The 19,410-nt window shown below is 45.4% G+C and carries 17 protein-coding genes; all 17 read left to right on the forward strand.

Features of this window, described 5'->3' with window-relative positions:
* The first annotated feature begins 12 nt into the window (after nt 1-12).
* The 17 genes from NCI00_RS16915 to NCI00_RS16995 all read left to right on the forward strand — a co-directional run bounded on the left by NCI00_RS16915 (nt 13) and on the right by NCI00_RS16995 (nt 19,404).
* Complete coding sequence (locus NCI00_RS16915; RefSeq protein WP_253529444.1) at nt 13-2,454, forward strand: ABC transporter permease; 2,442 nt, start codon at nt 13-15, stop codon at nt 2,452-2,454.
* 128 nt (nt 2,455-2,582) lie between these two features.
* Nucleotides 2,583-3,083 carry an ankyrin repeat domain-containing protein gene (locus tag NCI00_RS16920; RefSeq protein WP_253529445.1) on the forward strand — a complete coding sequence of 167 codons (501 nt, stop codon included), beginning with the start codon at nt 2,583-2,585 and terminating at the stop codon, nt 3,081-3,083.
* A 9-nt stretch (nt 3,084-3,092) separates the two neighbouring features.
* Entirely contained in the window at nt 3,093-4,295 is a 1,203-nt protein-coding gene (locus NCI00_RS16925; protein ID WP_253529446.1) for an outer membrane protein assembly factor BamB family protein, read from the forward strand.
* 117 nt (nt 4,296-4,412) lie between these two features.
* The gene (locus tag NCI00_RS16930; protein ID WP_253529447.1) at nt 4,413-5,438 is read left to right on the forward strand and encodes an OmpA family protein; all 1,026 of its coding nucleotides are present in this window, start codon (nt 4,413-4,415) and stop codon (nt 5,436-5,438) included.
* 174 nt (nt 5,439-5,612) lie between these two features.
* On the forward strand, nt 5,613-7,964 hold the full coding sequence (locus tag NCI00_RS16935) for an ABC transporter permease (protein ID WP_253529448.1): 2,352 nt from the start codon (nt 5,613-5,615) through the stop codon (nt 7,962-7,964).
* A 202-nt stretch (nt 7,965-8,166) separates the two neighbouring features.
* Nucleotides 8,167-8,469, forward strand: coding sequence for a hypothetical protein (locus NCI00_RS16940; RefSeq protein ID WP_114461789.1), 303 nt, complete (start codon nt 8,167-8,169; stop codon nt 8,467-8,469).
* Nucleotides 8,470-8,473: 4 nt separating this feature from the next.
* Nucleotides 8,474-8,770, forward strand: coding sequence for a hypothetical protein (locus NCI00_RS16945; protein WP_114068368.1), 297 nt, complete (start codon nt 8,474-8,476; stop codon nt 8,768-8,770).
* Nucleotides 8,771-8,870: 100 nt separating this feature from the next.
* On the forward strand, nt 8,871-11,285 hold the full coding sequence (locus tag NCI00_RS16950) for an ABC transporter permease (protein WP_253529450.1): 2,415 nt from the start codon (nt 8,871-8,873) through the stop codon (nt 11,283-11,285).
* Nucleotides 11,286-11,442: 157 nt separating this feature from the next.
* Nucleotides 11,443-11,808 (forward strand): hypothetical protein, encoded by a 366-nt coding sequence (locus NCI00_RS16955; protein ID WP_166558388.1) that lies wholly within the window; start codon nt 11,443-11,445, stop codon nt 11,806-11,808.
* Between the two features lie 30 nt (nt 11,809-11,838).
* Nucleotides 11,839-12,054, forward strand: coding sequence for a Kazal-type serine protease inhibitor family protein (locus tag NCI00_RS16960; RefSeq protein WP_166558387.1), 216 nt, complete (start codon nt 11,839-11,841; stop codon nt 12,052-12,054).
* A 170-nt stretch (nt 12,055-12,224) separates the two neighbouring features.
* A complete protein-coding gene (locus NCI00_RS16965; RefSeq protein ID WP_253529452.1) occupies nt 12,225-14,636 on the forward strand; it encodes an ABC transporter permease in 2,412 nt (803 codons plus the stop codon).
* Between the two features lie 108 nt (nt 14,637-14,744).
* Nucleotides 14,745-15,146 (forward strand): hypothetical protein, encoded by a 402-nt coding sequence (locus NCI00_RS16970; protein ID WP_253529454.1) that lies wholly within the window; start codon nt 14,745-14,747, stop codon nt 15,144-15,146.
* A 20-nt stretch (nt 15,147-15,166) separates the two neighbouring features.
* Nucleotides 15,167-15,631, forward strand: a complete 465-nt coding sequence (locus tag NCI00_RS16975) for a hypothetical protein (RefSeq protein WP_253529457.1) — start codon at nt 15,167-15,169, stop codon at nt 15,629-15,631.
* A gap of 58 nt (nt 15,632-15,689) precedes the next feature.
* A complete protein-coding gene (locus tag NCI00_RS16980) occupies nt 15,690-16,262 on the forward strand; it encodes a hypothetical protein (protein ID WP_253529459.1) in 573 nt (190 codons plus the stop codon).
* A gap of 11 nt (nt 16,263-16,273) precedes the next feature.
* Nucleotides 16,274-17,275, forward strand: coding sequence for a ligand-binding sensor domain-containing protein (locus NCI00_RS16985; RefSeq protein ID WP_253529461.1), 1,002 nt, complete (start codon nt 16,274-16,276; stop codon nt 17,273-17,275).
* A 41-nt stretch (nt 17,276-17,316) separates the two neighbouring features.
* Nucleotides 17,317-18,423, forward strand: a complete 1,107-nt coding sequence (locus tag NCI00_RS16990; RefSeq protein ID WP_253529464.1) for a ligand-binding sensor domain-containing protein — start codon at nt 17,317-17,319, stop codon at nt 18,421-18,423.
* A gap of 48 nt (nt 18,424-18,471) precedes the next feature.
* Nucleotides 18,472-19,404 (forward strand): helix-turn-helix domain-containing protein, encoded by a 933-nt coding sequence (locus NCI00_RS16995; protein ID WP_253529466.1) that lies wholly within the window; start codon nt 18,472-18,474, stop codon nt 19,402-19,404.
* The last annotated feature ends 6 nt before the right edge of the window (nt 19,405-19,410 follow it).

The following is a 19,410-nucleotide window of genomic DNA, read 5'->3' on the forward strand; positions in this document are numbered from 1 at the left end:
AACCTAAAACCCATGCTGCAAAACTATTTCAAGATCGCCCTTCGTAATTTGTTGAAAAACAAGACGAATACGTTTATTAACGTTACGGGTCTTTCCATCGGCATGACCTGCTGTATGCTGATTGTGCTGTACGTGGCCGACGAACTGAATTTTGACCGTTTTTGGCCGCAGGGCGAGCGCATTTATCGCATGGCGTTGGAGCGTAAATACCCCGACCGCAGCACCAAATACGCCATCATACCCGCGTCTTATGCGCAGTCGGTTCGCAAGGAAATCCCCGAAATAGAGCAATCGATTCGAGTCTTCAATTTTAACGGAGAAGGCGCCACGCTCCTACGTCATAACAACAAAACCCTCGAAGAGCGCGCTTTTCTTTTTGCTGATTCGGCCTTTTTTCAAGTATTTCAGATTCCCCTCCTCGAAGGCGCACCGACCAAAGTATTATCTCGGCCCAATACGGTCGTGTTAACCCAACGCACCGCACGGCGTTTATTCGGTACAGTGAGTCCCATCGGAAAATTCGTCGAACTCGTGCAGGGACCGAAACTGGAAATCTCTGGGGTTTGCGAAGATGTGCCCACCAATGCGCATTTTACCTTTGATTTTCTGGCTTCTACAGTCAACTTACGGCCAGCCGACCAAATTAACCACATTGGTTTTTCAGCCTATACGTATCTGTTATTGAAACCGCATACGCAGGCCGCCGCCGTGGAAGCGAAGTTTCCGAAGGTGGTCGAAAAATACGCTGCCGGGGAAGTTGAGCGCAATTTCGGGGTTTCGTACAAAGATTACGTAAAAGCAGGAAACGGCTATTTCTATTTCTTACAACCCATCCGCAACATTCATCTTGATTCCAACATAGAAGCGGAACTACAACCCAACGGTAGCCGCACGCTGGTTTATTTATTTTCGGTCATAGCGCTGTTTATTTTGCTGATTGCGTGCATCAATTTCATGAATTTGGCCACGGCGCGGTCATCCGAGCGCGCCCGCGAAGTAGGCATTCGCAAAGCCATGGGCTCCACGAAAGGGCAATTGGCGGCGCAGTTTTTGACCGAATCGGTTTTGCTGAGTCTGTTCAGCTTTTTGGTTTCCGTTGGTTTGGTATCGTTGTTTCTTCCTTCTTTCAACAATCTAGCAGGCAAGCAATTGGCTCTCGGCTATTTTCTCAATTGGTCTTTACTACCGTTCTTACCAGCATTGGCCGTTTTTGTGGGGTTGCTGGCGGGAAGTTATCCAGCGGGAGTGCTGTCGGCGTTTGAGCCGATTAAGGTTCTAAAAGGCAAATTTTTATCTACTCGTCAAGGCTATTGGCTGCGCAATGGTCTGGTGGTTTTTCAATTTTCCATCTCCATCATTCTCATTATCGGCACCATCATCGTGTACAGTCAGTTGAACTATTTGCAGGAGAAAGAACTCGGTTTTACCAAAGAATCCATCATCAAACTACAAGGCGTTGGTTTTCTAGGGAACAAAACCGAGACTTTTAAGCGGGAAGTGGAGCAGATTTCGGGGGTAGAAAGCGTAGGAGGAACCTCGTCAACGCCTGGCGAAAAACAAGGATTTTTTGGAATCACCTTCCGCAAAAATGGCGATAACGAGAGCGTGACAGGACGAGGTACGCTCGTGGATGAACAATATCTACAAACCATGCGCATGACCATGCTGGCTGGCAGAGCGTTTGAGCGCACCTTCAACGACTCCGTATCGGTCATTCTCAACGAAGAAGCCGTCACCAAACTAGGCCTAACCAACCCCATAGGCAAGCAAATCATCAGCCCCGACAATTTTGCGCAACAGGACGGCCCACCCGTTTTTTATACGATAGTGGGGGTGGTTAAAAACTTCCATTTCAGTTCATTGCACGAAAAAATCGTCCCTTTATTTATCCTTAACGACCGCTTAATCAGGCGATTTAACAATGAAATTGTGGTGCGGGTCAAGTCGCAAGACCCCAAGCCATTGGTCAGTCAAATGGAAAACATTTGGAAACGCTACCAACCTGAGCAGCCGTTTCATTATTCCTTTTTAGATTCTGATTGGAATGCCCTGTACCAATCGGAGCAGGTGTCGCAACGTATTTTTGGAGTATTTTCGTTATTGGCCATTTTCATTGCCTGCATGGGTTTACTGGGCTTGGCTATCTACGTGATTCAGCAGCGCACCAAAGAAATCGGTATTCGAAAAGTGCTGGGGGCTTCGGTGTTGAGTATCACAACGCTGCTCTCCAAAGATTTCATCAAGTTGGTACTGATTGCGATAGTCATCGCATCTCCCATTGCGTGGTATGCCGTGGATAGATGGCTGCAAAACTTTGCCTATCGCATCGACATCGAATGGTGGGTATTTCTGACGGCGGGTGTGTTGTCGATGGGAATCGCCGTTTTGACCGTGAGTTTTCAGAGTATCAAAGCCGCTTTGATGAATCCCGTGAAGTCATTAAAATCAGAATAGCCGCCTAAAACCTCCCCCAAATCATGGGATTTTAGCGCAACTTAAACACGCTGGTTCGCTAGGTGTGAGGGTTTATGATTAAATTGCCTTTAGCAGACGCCCTTTAATCATAAACCTTTTTACACTTCATGAAAAGAATTGATTTTTTACAGAAAATAGCCTTTGGAACGGGCCTTGCCGCCGCTCCACAACTGATTCTGGCCCAACAAGAAAAGCCTGCTGCCTACGCTCCAGACTTGGTGCGCGATTTTGTGGGAGCAGGACACAAAGATTTGACAAAAATTCAGACCATGCACAAGGAGCACCCCAATTTACTCTTTGCGGCATGGGATTGGGGCGGCGGTGATTTTGAAACAGCACTCGAAGCGGCTGGGCACGTGGGCAACAAAGAAATTGCGAATTATCTGCTCGCCCAAGGCGCACGTCCCAATATTTTCGTCTTGACCATGCTGGGCAAAACTGCTTTGGTCAAGCCGCAACTGGAAGCTATGCCTCAACTTATTACCTCCAAAGGAGCGCACGGATTTTCGTTGCTTCATCACGCCCAACGCGGCGGCGAAGATGCTAAAGAATTACTCGATTATCTGCAATCAAAAGGATTAAAGGAGGTCAGATTTAAACTTTGGTAAGTGAGTCCAATGCATAAAATCTTCTTTTTTCTTCTTCTGGCGTGTGGCGGGAATACCTTTTCGCAATCCCCTGATTTTGATAAGCTTCCTTCACTGGCTTGGCAATTCAAAGCTGGACCCATTGTTTCTTCCCCCGTCATGGATGGAGATTTGGTCTACTTTGGCAGCCTCGACCGCAGCCTGTACGCTCTTGAAACAAAGACGGGTATCCTAAAATGGAAATACCCAACCTCGGGCGTGATTCGCTCCACCGTTTGCCTCGAAAATGACAATTTATTTTTATACAGCGGCAACGGCGTTTTGTATTGTTTAAACAAAAAGTCGGGCAAGCAAAACTGGAAGTTTCAAACGGCAACGGGCTACTTGGGTGACCGCCACAACGACTTTGCCGACTATTACCATTCCTCGCCCATCGTTCAAAATGGAATCGTCTATTTTGGCTCGGGCGATGGCTATGTCTACGCCCTCAAAAGCAGCAATGGTGAATTGGTTTGGAATTACAAAACCGATGACGTTGTGCATACCAAACCATTCCTGCACCATAACCGACTTTTTATTGGCTCTTTTGATGGCTATTTATACGCTCTAAATGCTCAAACTGGGGCACTGCACTGGAAGTTCAAATCAACGGGGCAACGTTATTTTCCTAAGGGGGAAATCATGGGAAATCCTGTGGTGGCGAAGGGCTTGGTATTGGTTGGCTCGCGCGATTTTAACTTTTATGCCATTGACGAAAACAGCGGGTATTGTCATTGGATAAAAACCTTCCCGCGTGGCTGGGCACTGCCAGTTACGCCCAATGATTCAGTGATTTACCTCGGCACTTCCGATGACCGACAACTGTTTTCCGTTGACATTGCTTCGGGCAAAGTTCATTGGAAAGCCGATGCAAATTTTAATGTTTTTGGAGGAACGGCTTTGGGGAAAACAATGGGTTATTTCGGTACACTGAAAGGCCAATTGGTTGGGATAGAGCTGAAAACGGGGGCCGTTAAATGGCAATTTACCAACGACGCCTCGCGCACCCACCAAGCCAAGTATTTCAAAGAAAACGGCGATTACCGCGACGACATCGGGCAACTGTTGCCCTTTCCCGAAGACCAATTAAAAATGTACCAACAACTAGGCGCGATTTTTTCCACTCCTGCACTGTCCAACGATTTATTGGTCATTACCTGCTTTGACGGGACCGTTTATGCGCTAAAAAAATAGCGCTACCCTCATTTCCCAAAACTCACAGCCACCGCTCATCATTTCTCGTTTCGTCATTTCTGAAAGTTGTGTTATTTTCGTTTAGTCAGAACGACACGCAGCCTTTAAGAAAACAGCATGAAAACGATATTATTTTTAAGCATTGCCTTGCTGGCAATGCAATTACGAGCGCAGCATGGCTTGCAAGGAGAGTACTTCAATGGCCAAAATTTTGAACGCAAGGTATTTACCCGCGTCGATCCTCAAATCAATTTTTCGTGGCGTGGCCGCAATCCAGGCCCCAACATGGACAACAGCTATTATTCCGTACGGTGGACGGGTAAATTACATCCTCCCACGACGGGCGTGTATCAGTTTTCGGCCAAAGTAGACGATGGCGTTCGAATATGGGTCGGCGGAAAGCTAATCATGGACGCGTGGGGCTTGCATGATTCGGGCAATTTTCGGGGAAATGTAAAACTTGAAGGAGGGAAATTCTATGATTTAAAAATCGAGTACTTCAATGCGATGCTGGAAGGCGAAGTGCAGATTTATTGGCAAATGCCCAATGCGTCGGAACCTCAACCTATCCAAACCAATTTTCTGTACAAAGCCGGAGCAGCGATTCCAAAACCTGTTGTCGTCCCCGATAAACCAGAAACAGATTTACCCCCTATTGTGGTTAAATCAACCCTGAAACCAGGCCCCAAAACCTCTAAATCACCCACTTCTTTGCCCCTAAAAAGAGAGGTCAATACGCCACCCATCAAAACCCCTGAGCTACCCAAAGCCGCTGTTGAGAAAGTGGGTTTCCCACCCGAAAAAGGGCAGCCAATGGTTTTGAACCACGTTACATTTGAGCAAAGTAGCTACAATCTCCTTCCAAGTTCTTATCCAGAATTGGATAAATTGGCCGATTATTTGAGAAAGAATCCTAACCTGACGGTAGAAATTGTCGGCCACACCGACAACGTCGGCGACCCACGCCTCAACCTAGCGCTGTCGGAAAATCGCGCCAAGGTAGTTCGTCATTATATTATTGAAAAAGGAATTGCAGAAGACCGAATTACGGCTCAAGGTTACGGTGGCACGCGGCCGCTCACGTCCAATGCCAACGAAACGGAACGTGCCCAAAACCGCCGCGTCGAATTGATTCTTCGATAGCCTTACAACTTCAAGTTATCGCTGTCCGTAACCGCACAAGCATGTCCAAAATCGGACAAACAAACGTTTTTTCTATTCAATAAACCACTAACAATCAACACATTAATTTCTTGGTACGAGGTTTGAGCGAATAAAAGTAGTAATCAAAAAAAGTTCTTTTAGCAATTATCCGATATGCTCTACAACTACTTCAAAATCGCCTTTCGTAATCTTCGAAAATACAAGCTGTTTTCTTTTATCAACATCTTTGGGCTGGCGTCGGGAATGATGATTTGCCTATTGGCGCTGATTGACATCAAAGGCTCCTTTGATTATGACAATTTCCATCCGCATCCTGAGCGCACGTATCGGCTACTGACAGATGTAGTCAGCAAAAACAACGACCGCATGGCTTTTGCCACAACACCACTGCCGCTGGCCGATGTACTAAAAAAAGACTATGACTTCGTGGAAGGTGCTACGCATTTTATTCGGGCTTATGGCGAGTTTGACGACGGCCGCAAACGCCTCCAACCCATGACCTTTTGGGTAGATGCAGATTTTTTTAGGTTATTTGGTTACCCGATTATTTCAGGAACCGCCGCGACTGCACCTCAAACGGCGGTTCTTACCAAGAGTATGGCCGAGAAGTTTTTCGGAAAAGCCAACCCAATCGGGAAAGTGATTCAATATGATGGAGCTGGGGCATTTACCGTGACTGGCATCATTGACAATACCACCCTGGGAAGGTCGCACCAAAAGTTTGACATGCTGCTATCGGCCCAAAGCCTGAAAAGCGAAGCCCTCACAGACTGGAAAAATCATCAGGAAGGCTACACTTATATTCTGCTCAAGCCAGGTATAACGCAGGAGACATTCGAGAAAAGTCTAGCATCGGTGGCGGCCCGTACAACCAAAATTATTCAAAATACTAAAATTAATTCCTACCACTTTCGCGCTCAGGCGCTATCGGCCATTGCGCCCTCACATGAAGAGTTGATGCGCGGCACCTACGAACCGACCTACGGCAAATTGGCCACGGAAATGGGCGTCGGTTTACTGACCCTTTTACTGGCCGTTTTCAATTACATCAACCTTACACTGGCCCGTTCGCTGAGCCGGGCGCGGGAGGTGGGCATTCGCAAAGTAGTCGGCGGGCTGCGCTGGCAAGTGATGGCACAGTTTATGGCTGAGTCGGTGATTTTGTCTTTACTAGGATTAGCGTTGGCTTTTGTAGGGCTGAAAATGGTAGAACCCATGGTATTTGTGCAGCGTTGGCTCATCGGCGGCGTGAAATGGGGTTGGGAAACGGGTCTGTTGTTTGTGGTTTTCAGCATTGTAGCGGGCCTGTTGGCAGGATGGGTTCCTGCCCGTATTCTTTCCAATTTTGAACCCGCTCAAGTACTCCGCAGCCACACTGGCCTGAAGGTTATTCGGGGAATTTCGTTGCGAAAATCGCTGATTGTGGTGCAATTTGCGGTGTCTTTGTTAGCCATGATTACGCTGTATGTACTAGATCGTCAGCAAACCTACATGGCAGAAGGAGATTATGGTTTTGTGCGCCAACAAGTTTTGACGATTCCGCTCCTGCCCGACCAACCCTACGAAAAACTCGCCAGCGCCATCGACCAACAGGCAGGCGTAGCACACGTGGCGGCCACTTCTGCTCTTTTTGGCTCCCATCCCGATAACCAATGGGCGTATCGCCAACGCGACAAAAACGATTCAACCCTGATTTATTATTTCTCTATCAACCATGAGTTGATACCTGCTTTGGGGTTAAAGCTGTTGGCAGGAGAGAATTTAAAGCCTACTGACGCCTCTAAAAACCAGGTCATTATCAACGAAGAAGCGCTCAAAGGCTTCGGGTTGGGAACGGCCAAAGAGGCCATTGGAAAAACAATTTTACTGACCGATAACCGCGAAGTCAGTGTTGCGGGTGTAGTGAAAAATTTCAATTATGCCAGTTTTGTGTGGGCCCTAAAACCATTGATGCTTCAGTATCAACCCGCGCAATTTCGATTTCTGAACGTAACCATAACGGCTGGTTCCACTACTACCGTTGCCGCCATTGAGAAAGTCTGGAAACAGCTGTATCCTTACGAACCCTTTGCTGGGCAGTGGTACAACGACTACCTTCTGGAGCGTCATTCTCACGACGATGATAATAATTTTCTGGGCGTTCTGACGGCCATTGCGTTTTCCATTGCCTGCATGGGTTTACTGGGGATGGTGACCTATAACACCGAAACCCGCACCAAAGAAGTGGGTATCCGGAAAGTAATGGGGGCCGCTGTTCACCAAATTATTTGGAGCCTATCCTGGGATTTTGTGCGTTTGCTGCTCATTGCGTCGGCCATTGCTATTCCGTTGGGGTATCTCGCGGGCATGGCTATTTTACTCAATTTTTCGTACCATGTTTCCATTGGTATTGAGACCTTTGGGCCTTGTCTTGCGCTGTTGTTTCTCATCGGCGGCCTGACCATCGGCCTTCAAACGTACCGCTCGGCCATTGCCAATCCCGTCAAAGCACTCCGTTCAGAATAATAAAACGATTATATTCTCCGCCCTATTGAATTTACACCCTTTGTCCGCTGTCCATCAACGAACAAAGGGTGTCCATATTCGGACAATTATTCATTTTTTGTCCACACACAAAACACTGTTAATCAGCCACATTTAGGGTTTGGTACAAGGTTTGAGCTATTGTAAAAACAGCCATTTTAAAATCATTATTATATTCAAACGTATGGCACACATTGCGATTCCAATTCCTTCTCAGCTCGGAAAACAGGATATTGAAGTGGAGGTTTCCATCAATGGTCAACGGCAGGCGCTGCACTACCGCGTTGAGTTATTTTATTGGAATGAGTGCGGTATGCCAACCGTCGACCGGGCGGAATGCTTGCGCCATATTCTTTCTGAGTATGACAAAGACTGGACGCTTTATTATATGGGTTCGCCCACTGAGCAGTTCATTCCGATTACGTTTGTTCGAAAAAAAGAGACTTTGCTGTTATCTCCTTTTTTATACTCCTTATTAAACCTTTAAACACATGGCACATATTGCAATTCCAATTCCGACCCAATTGGGGAAGCAGGACATCGAAATCGAAGTCACCATCAATGGCCAAAAACAGGCCCTGCACTACCGTGTAGAGCTTTTCTACTGGGAGGATTGCGGTATTCCGACCGTTGACAGAGCCGACTGCCTTCGTCATATTCTTTCCAAGTACGACCAAGACTGGACGCTCTATTACATCGGCGCACCGACGGATGAATTCGTACCTATTACGTTCGTAAAAAAAGAAGATTTAATCAAACAACGACAAATTTTGACGGGCGCAAATTAACCCTCGTAGGGGCATTACGTCTGCCCCGAACGCCAACAAACATACAAATGGGCAGGCTTTACTTCTGCCCCTACATTTTTTTTGTTTTTATCTAACAACCATGATACGCAATTACCTCAAAATCGCCTTCCGCAACTTGTGGAAAAACAAGACCTACCTTTTTATCAATTTGATAGGTCTTTCGGTTGCCTTCGGCATCAGCACCTTATTGCTTTTGACGGCATTCGGATTATTGACTTTTGACCAATTTCACGAAGAACAAGGCGCTGTATACCGCGTTTACCAAAAAGTAATCGAGCCGCAGGGTGAACAATACGGCAACAACATGCCTCTACCCATGCGCGCCGCCCTGAAAGCAGAATACCCAGAAGTGAAACTAGCGGCACGTATTCTGACCGGAAATGCGCAATTGTTGAAAAGCGACAAGCTCATCAACGAAGTGATTATCTTCACCGACCCCGAATACTTTCAGGTTTTTGGGTATAAACTGCTAAAAGGCGATCCCAATAACGCACTGAAGGATTTAAGCAATGTAGTGTTGCGCGAAGACATCGCCAAGAATATTTTTGGGGACCAAGACCCGATGGGCAAAACCCTCACCATTAATCACGGCAACAAAGAGCAATCATTTTTGGTGACGGGCATTCTGGAAAAAGGCCCAGAAAATACCAGTATTGACAATGAAATTCTGGTTCGTATCGAAAATGTCAGTGATTATGGTCTCAATAAAGACCGGTGGGACAACGTTCAACACGCACTTTATCTTAAACTTGACGAAAAGACATCGTTGGCCGCTTTTGAAAATAGCCTGAAACCTTTCACGGCCAAATATTACAAAGGCAACATCGAGCAACTGAAAAAAGAAGGAGCCAAACCCGATGCCCGAGGCGAAATCATTAGCACCAGAATTATGGGATTGGCCGACAGCCATTTTGACACCAAAGTAGGCGGGCGCGGGCAGGCCATCAACAAAATATATCCCTATACGCTGCTCATTGTCGGTATCGTAATTTTGCTGATTGCGGCCATCAACTTCATCAATTTGTCAATCGCTAAGTCGTTTACCCGGGCCAAAGAAGTTGGAATGCGCAAAGCACTCGGGGCCTTTAAGTCTCAGATTGTAGGGCAGTTTTGGGGCGAAGCTTTTCTGATTTGCGTGGCCGCTTTTGGGGCAGGAATCGTCTTGGCCTATCTGTTTATCCCCCAATATAACGCCATTTTCCGCACGACCCTCTCGCTCGAAATGCTCAAAACTCCCGCCTTGATTGGCATTGTTTTGTTGTGCTTTGTCCTCATTACGCTGATTGCGGGTGGTTATCCCGCTTGGGCCGTAACACGGTTCAATACGGTGGAGGTATTGAAAGGAAAAATTAAAGTAAGCGGCAGCTCGGGGGGGATTCGTAACATGCTCATTATCTTCCAGTTTACGATGTCAGTCTTGCTGATTGCTTGTACGATGATTGTCTGGACCCAAATCAAGTACCTGCGTTCCAAACCGTTAGGATTTAACACTACCCAAGTATACAGCATTCCGATTGGCCACGAAATCTCGGGCAAGCGTCTTTTGCAACATTTCCGCACTCGATTGGCCAATCAGCCGCGCATCTTGAGCATGACCGGCTCCGATGTCAATCTGGGACGCGGACAAGACGGCTCTTTTTCTAAGTCGGTCTTGAGTTTTGAACAAAATGGCAAAAGCATTAAAACCAACATGCGGACGGCAGATTATGAATACGTAAAAACCCTCGATCTGAAGCTGATTGATGGACGGGATTTTTCGGAAACATTTGCCACCGATACCGCAGGCGCCGCCGTCATCAATGAAACAATGGCCAAACAATTGGGCGTAAAAAATCCGATTGGGGTGACGCTCAATACCGAAGAAAAACACAAAGTCATCGGCGTGGTCAGAGACTTTCATTTTGAATCGCTACACCGAGAAATTGAAGCCGTTTCCTTTTTTATGAATGGTTTTCCCATCAATTATATTTTCGTCAAAATTGCCCCCGACCACGTGGATGAGACGATTGGCTTATTGCGAAAAACCTACAACGAAGTGGCCCCCAAATCTGAATTTTTGGGTTCATTCTTGGACGAAAACACCAATAAACAATACCAAAAGGAAGAGCGCATTTCCCAGATATTTTTTAGCGCCGCCACCTTGGCCATTATTTTATCCTGCTTGGGGCTGTTTGCCATTGCCATCATGGTTATCTCGCAGCGCACCAAAGAAATCGGCGTGCGCAAAGTGTTGGGGGCGTCGGTCATGAGCATTATGACGCTGTTGTCGTTCGATTTTCTCAAAATGGTGGGCGTTGCCATTCTCATTGCGTCGCCGGCGGCGTGGTGGCTCATGAGTCAGTGGTTGTCCGATTTTGCTTACCGCACCCCAATTCAGTGGTGGGTATTTGCCCTCACGGCGCTTATCGCCATCGCCATTGCATTTTTGACCGTTAGCTTTCAAGCCATTCGCGCGGCCCTGACCAATCCGACCACTTCTTTGCGCTCCGAATAAGGCTCAAAGAGAAATTCTACCCATTCCATTCCAAGTCTTGATTTCTCAGAAGTCAGGCTTGGAATTTTTTTTATAGAAATTACCCATCGATTGGCTTTCTTTCTTCGGATTACAACTTTTTATTCTCCAATTTCGTCTTAGCTAAAAAACGACTAAGATGAAACCGATTACATTTCTCAACCTATTGCTGTTGGCGGTTACTTTTGGCTGTTCCTCCAAAGTTCAGCCTCAGGAAACGACGATTGCCAAGGCTAAACTGGTCAATGCACTAGCCGTTGATGGCTGCGATTGGCACTTTACCGTTGACTTGAAGGATGAAATGGTCTCTTACTTACCGAGCGACTCGTCGAAGGAAAAAGTAAATTCTATCATTCAGGCCGCCACTGCCCAGTACGGAGTGTATTCGGTGGAGGTAGAAATGAAATACACGCTTACGGGCAAAAAACAAACCGTCAAATGCGGCTGGGGAAAAACCAATGAAATGGACGAAATTGAGATTTCAGAAATACGCATAACACGCTGATGACATAGATTCAAATAATTCCAAAATCCCATGAAAAAAGTATTTGCTACCGTTTTGATTGCGGCCTTGGCGGGTTGTCAGAAAGAAGAAGTAGCCAACGAATGTGTGGAAAAACCAGACAACGGAATGGCATGTTATACCCTGTATGACCCAGTTTGTGGGTGCAACGGCAAAACTTACGGAAACTCCTGCGAGGCAGGCCGGGTAGGTATTGCCATTGTTTCAAAGGGAGAATGTAAAAAGTAATTGCTCCCCTCAATGTAGGGGGCATTACGTCTGCCCAATTTTACGCAGGAAGAAGGCAGAAGCAACCAGACGCCGTGCGGCCCTGCCCCTACATTCCCTTTAAGGTTTTTTAACAAACCCCAAAAACGTTTTGTACGTACCTTGCAAGGCCATTTTAAACGTACAAAACTATGCTTCAAAACTACTTCAAAATCGGTTGGCGCAATCTGCGTAAAAACGGGATATTTACGTTTATCAATATTTTCGGCCTGTCGGTCGGGCTGACCTTTACGCTACTGATTGGCAGTTACGTATGGGACGAATGGCAGGTCAATGCCGACTTACGGAATATTGAGAACCAGTATATTATTCAAAGCAAGTGGAAGCAGCCCAACATGGGCATAGAGATTACGTCTTTGGCGCCGTTGGCCAAAACGCTGAAAGAGCAATATCCCAATCTGATTGAAAATTATTACCGCTTTGACGGGGTTTCCACCACGGTTTCCAAAGGCGACAAACATTTCAGGGAAGATATTCAAATCGGGGATTCTACACTGCTGACCATGTACGGGATTCCGCTCCTGCACGGAGATGCCCGCACGGCTTTGAATCAGCCCAACTCGGTCGTTCTGTCAGAAAAAATGGCCCTCAAGTACTTTGGAAAAACAGATATTGTTGGCCAAACCATTCAAATAGAGTCGTTTTCGAGAGAACGAAAAGATTTTATGGTTACGGCGGTATTGGCCCCGATTTCCTTCAACTCCATCACCCATTATGTTAGTACCGAAATTCCAGTGTTGCTGCCGATGAGCAGTCTGGCATTTTTTGGCCGCGATGCCGCCATGACGGTTTGGGACAACGCCTACGTCGTCAATTATATAGAACTAAAAAAAGGCATACGCCCCGTTGATTTACAAAAGCCCATTAGGCAACTCATCTCAACCCACGCTTCGGCCCAAATCAGAGACAACCTTGAAGTAATGCTCAAACCCTTGAGCACACTGCACCGTGAAAGCAATAATGGCTTAATCAACAAAACACTTCTTACGCTCGGCTTAGTGGCTCTATTTATTGTGTTTATGGCGGTGGTTAACTTTGTCAACATTTCCATCGGCAGTTCTTCAGGACGTTTAAAAGAAATCGGCGTCCGGAAAGTATTGGGCAGCAAAAAAGGGCAAATGATTGGGCAATTTTTGACCGAATCAATCCTGATTGCGTCTTTTAGCACGCTTTTTTCATTGGTTTTATACGAAGTTTCGCGAACTTATTTTGCCGAAATTCTTGGCAAAGAACTACGCTCTATCTTTAGCGCTCTTCCGTTTTTTGTGGTCAGCGCGGCATTTTTGGGCGTTTTGGTTGGGCTGGTGGCTGGAGCCTATCCAGCATTTGTGCTGTCGGCGTTGCCCTCCATTGATTCCATGAAGGGGAAATTAAAAACCGTCAACCAAAAAAGCAGTTTGCGCTATTCGTTAATGACGGGGCAGTTTGCCATCGCGTTGTTTGTGTTTGGGGCGGCCGTGGTCATTGCCCGCCAAGTCAACTATTTCTTCGAAAAAGACTTGGGTTATTCCAAAGAATCCATCGTTTGGGCACCCGTTCCGCGCGACTGGTCGGTGAAGGGCGTTGAAAAAATGGAAACCATTCGCAAAGAAATGACGCGCCTGCCCGACGTGCGCGAAGTCAGCCTTTCGTTTGAAATTCCAAACGGAAAAACGGGATTTCAAACGGGCCTTTTCAGCACAGGTCAGGACTCCACGCAAGCGTTCTTTGTCCCTGTTTTACAAACGGACGAACATTACGCACGTACTTACCAAATCCCCGTACGCAATGGCGTATTTTTTCAGAAAGCCCAACAGGCTGTAGCCCCCAACCTCATTGTGCTAAACGCCAAAGCGGCCAAGATGCTCAACTTTGCCACAGCGGCGGCGGCAATCGGACAGCAAGTGAGGTTGCAGAGTTTCCCACAAACTTTTACCGTAGCGGGAGTAACCGATGATTTTCATTTTGACTCCATGCGTCAAAGCATTGGTCCTCTGGCATTTATTCACCTCAACACGCTCAACAACTACCGTTTTCTTTCCTTCAAAATTCAATCAACATCCTTAAATAAATCGGTTGCAACACTCGAAAAAAAGTGGAATGAGCTCCTACCGGGAGCGCCGTTTGAGTTTACTTTTTTGGATGAAATGCTTCAGAATTTATACCAATCAGAAGTAAGACTCAAAAAAGCGGCACAATTGGCCACCGTTTTGGCAATGATTATTGTCTTATTGGGGGTTATCGGTATGGTGTCGTTGAGCGTAGCGCGGCGTACCAAAGAATTGGGTATTCGCAAGGTATTGGGCGCTTCGGGCGCGGGGTTGGTGATGCTGTTTTTGAAGGAATTTTTGATTGTCATCGGCATTGCAACTTGCATTTCTTTTCCGTTGCTACTAATGGCCATGAATCAATGGCTCCAAAACTACGCTTACCGCATTGAGGTAAGTGGGTTTTCGTTTGCCGCTGTCGTTCTGAGTTTTGGAATTATCATCATTTTTTTGGTTGGTTTTCAGACGTTTAAAGCCGCTTTAATGAACCCAACCCAGTCGTTACGCTCCGAATAACAAACTTTTACATTTCGTTTACATTCTTTTACGGGCGTTTTTCTTTTTGTTGGTTTTGGTCTCCTACTTTTGCTTACATCAAAGTAAAGCCAAAAACAACCAACAAAAATGAAAACAGTTAAAACACTAATGGGGGGTCTCTTGCTTTGTGGCCTCGCACTCGTAAGCCACGGTCAGCAAGTTTGTTCCGCCGCTTTTTTAGACAATAAAATGGTCGTGGATGAATACACCCCTAAGGGCAAATGCAGTTTATCCTTAACCGCCAGAGGCGAGCTGACGGTAGCAACAGCAGAGCTATCTTCTAATGAAAGCAAAGCCGTTGATATAGTTCCCTTCAAAATTGCCATCCGTGATGAAAACACGCGAACGCTGACGATGTATTCTGGCGACGATTTCCGCAAAATTGAAATTCAAAAGGTATTGGCAAAATGCAAGAAAGGTGATTCTATTGTGCTGCTTACCTTAGAAAAACAATATGCGTTGCCGCACAATGAGATTCTAATCAAGTAATTATTTAAACTACCAAAATAATGAGATACACTAACACCTACCGACTAGCCATTGTCCTGATTTTATTCATGGTTGGCACCACTACCTTCTCCAAAGGCGGAGAAAACTACTTTTATGGTAACCCGTTGGTGCTGAACGGCAAAGCATTGGATTATCAAACTTTTTGGAAAGGAAGTAAAGGCCTATTGGCGTTGGTCAAAGGAAATCCCAATTCGGCAGACGCTACCAGAGTTCCATTTAAAATTTATCTCAAACACGAAGGCCAGGTGGTCAACAAGGGTTTATCTTCTGATTCACGAGAATTGTACGAAGTAGAGGTCGCCCACGTTTTGGCATTGGCGCGTTTTGGCGATGAGCTGGTCATCGAACCCGCTCTAAAAAGTGATGTAAAGGCCAAACGGGTTATTAAACTGGCAAAAATTGACCTAATGTACATGATTTTGGGCCCGTTGTTGGCAAAACAAAAAGGCGGAGACGGGTGCTAAATTCCGATTTATCGTTTTGGAAGAAATGAACAGCCATGAAATTTAAACCTATAAAAACATGAAAAAAATCATTTATGCGCTGCTATTACCGCTGGTTGTGGTAAGCGGAGCGGTATTTGCTAATCGCGAAATCAAAAATGAAACTTCTAAAAAATCAATCCCAAAGCCTTCGGGCGGCGTTCCGTCGGGCGGCGTTCCTCTCTCTACTGCTGAAAGGAACGCCGCATTGAAAAAATGGGAGACTACCCCTGATGGTGTAATGTTCAAAAAATGGGAAGCGTCTCCCGCAGGTAAAAAAGTGTATGCCGGTGAAACTAAAATAAGGAAGCATATAAGTGCTTTTACCAATATGGAGGCTGTTGTAACCTCTCGTTCTCTTCCGCCAGGCTCAAGATTAGGTTTCGGAGTGATGATAAGGATTAATGGTGACGATTATATTCTCAGTTTTGGGTTGGAAAACAACAATGAATTTGAGCAATTACACAGGCTGAAAGTTAACGACAAAATAATTATAAGAAGTCATAGCGTATCGCACGCGCCCAAGTATGCCTATCCAATAGTATCGGGCGAATATGTAGAGCGAGATGGTAAAATAATTTTTAAACGTGCACCTCGCAAAGGCGGTTGCTGAGAAAATAAATTATGAAATACGCACACGTATATGCTTTGTTGTTGATGCTTGTTTTTCACACATCCTGTGGACAAGACCAAACAAACACATCAAAAGATAATATCAAGTCTGAAATCACAGACACACTCACTTCTAACATTTGGGATATCGAGCAAGATAGAAATGGGAATATTTGGTTTGCAGCGAGCGATGGTGTTTTTCGATATGATCCCAGACGGGCAGTTGGAAAATCGTTTACCAAAATCACAGGCCAACTAATCTCAGAGCCTTTTTTTTCTGTTTTTGAAGATAGAAAGGGAAATTTTTGGTTCGGCACGTATGGCTCAGGTGTTTTTTATTACGATCCCAGACGGGCAGATGGAAAATCCTTTCAAAATTTTACAACAAAAGACGGACTTGCCAATAATTCTGTTATGCCTATTTATGAAGATAAAGCCGGCATTATTTGGCTTGGCACTGCAGGTGGTGTAAGCCGCTATGATGGTAAATCGTTTCGAAATTTTACAACTGCCGATGGACTGTCCAATAATGATGTTCACGCTATTGTTGAAGACAAAACAGGCAAAATTTGGTTTGGATCACGGGGTGATATTTCCATTTATGATGGAAAATCATTTACCACTCTCACCGATAAAGACGGCAAAACTTTCAGTAACGTATGGTCTATGATTAAAGACAAAAAAGACAATATCTGGTTCGGCGCCGATGGTCTTTGGCGCTATGACGGCAGTTCCTTTACCCAAATCGATGAGATTGGTGCGGGTGTTATAATCGAAGATAAAAAGGGAAACGTTTTGACTAGTATAGGTGGGCCTATTCTCCGTTATGATGAACAGTCATTGTCTGATAAAAAGCCACATGTAACAGTAATAAAGACAAAATATGAAGGGCGTAGGAATCTGCCTTTTGGGATGTTATGGGCTAATGATGAAAGTATTTGGATTGGAGCTGACCGTTACCGTTATGATGGAAAGACCCTCACGGACTTTAAAAGTGGAGCCGGTCAGAAATAAGTGCTTTTTACGAAGATTTTTACAGCAAAAAACAAAGGGAAATGGCAAAATATGCGTTTCGCAACCTGATTTATAACTGGCTTTTGGTGGGGATATTTCTAAACTCTTGCAATGGTCAGCCGAGGAAGACGACTGATGCGTCAAAACCAAGCCCAACAGTAATAAAAAACTTTAAGTCCGCCGCTTTAGCCCCCGATTTTGACACTACCTTAGTCAGTCAATATATCCGAAGTATTTTTCAGGATTCGAAAGGGAATTTATGGTTTGGCACCATAGCAGAAGGCGTAGTGAGGTATGACCAAAAAACGCTGACCTACTTTTCCACTCCAGATGGTTTTATCAACAACACTGTTTATGCCATTAATGAAGATAAAGAGGGTAATCTTTGGTTTGGCACTGACCAAGGCGTTTATAAATATGACCCCAGACGGGCAGTCGGAAAAAAGTTTAGAAATTATAATCAAAAAGATGGACTAAACCATTTAGACATAACTCGAAAAGGCATTCTTGTTGACAAATCAGGCACTATTTGGGTAGGCACCCATAGCGGCGTTTACCAATATGACCTGGCTGCCGATAGCACAGGTGGTCAACCTTTTTCATTATTTAAGGAACTTCCTCCTATAAACGTTGCTGGCATCATGGAAGACAGAAGTGGAAACATTTGGTTTGCGTCTTCGAATAAAGGAGTTTTTCGCTACGATGGAAAAACGATTGTAAACTTCAATGAAAAGGAAGGTTTGGGAGAGAACTATGCCGGAGGCATAGCGCAGGATAAAGCCGGAAATATGTGGTTTACCATGAAAAACGGTATTTGTAAGTACGACCCCAAACGGGCAGTTGGGAAAACGTTTACCGAGTACACCGCCAAAGGCGGATTGGTCGGAACTGAATTTTGGGGACTCATTATAGAGCAGTCGGGTATCATTTGGATTACAACCCGAGGCAGTACTACACGGTTTGACCCTTCCGTTCCTTTACCAAATCCCAAAGCATTTACCACGTTTACAGTAGCCGACGGACTTAATTGTTGTGTTCAAAGTATGTATCAAGACAGGTCAGGAAATATGTGGTGGGGTACCGGACAAGGACTTTATCGATTTGATGGAAAACGCTTTTATCAAGTTAAGCAGAAGGGCCCTTGGTAGTATTTTACGAAATTATAAGCTATTTCTGCTAAATTTGATAAAGAACTTATGGAAATCATGGTAGGGAAATTGGCAATCGTGGCTTCGTTTTTAGCAATCAGCTTACTGTTTGGGCAGTTTGCCTGGATATCTCCTGACACTGATGCCACCAACTCGCAACGATTTGAAGAAAAGACGAACCTCGCGCTTCGCCGCACAGGCCACCGCCTGTTGTTGGCAAGCGGCGATTCCACTTCCCGCATCCCTGCGGTCAGAAAATTGGATGATGGAACGTATGTGCTACAATTGAGCAAATCGTTCGATTACAATCAGTTACCTTCATTATTGCAGGAGTCATTCGACCTTCATGGCATCAAAAACAATTATGATGTAGCAGTCATGGACTGCAAAACCAACGAGTTACAATTGGGCTACAATTTTCTGGATTATTCCAAAAGTAAGGAAGTTGCCTGCATCGGGCGCGACCAAGTCATAGATTGTTATAATGTAAAAGTAACTTTCTTGACTACTGCAAACAACCCTAAATCCAACCCTGTTTGGTGGACGTTGGGGTTGGGTATTGCCTTTATTGGCGTTTCGTATGTGGTACTTTCTCGAAGAAAAACGCCCCTCGCTCCGCTTATTGAAACACCTGATGAAAAGCCCATTGAAAAATCTACCCGAATTCGTTTCGGCGAATCAAGCATGGACTTGGACAATCAAATGTTGTATACTTCCCATACACAACACAATCTTACTTTCCGAGAAGCCAAATTGCTGCACTTGTTCATCAAGCACCAGAATCAAGTCTTAGAACGAGATTTTATTCTTAAATCGGTTTGGGAAGATGAAGGCGTTACGGTAGGACGCAGCATTGATGTTTTTGTGTCGCGCCTGCGGAAGTTGCTTCAGGAAGATACTTCGCTAAAAATCGCGGCGGTACACGGCGTCGGGTATCGATTGGAAGTCAACAACGGCAATCCCGCCCCCAAAAAAACGTAATTCTAT

Source organism: Runella salmonicolor (assembly GCF_024158025.1).
Classification (GTDB): Bacteria; Bacteroidota; Bacteroidia; order Cytophagales; family Spirosomataceae; genus Runella; species Runella salmonicolor.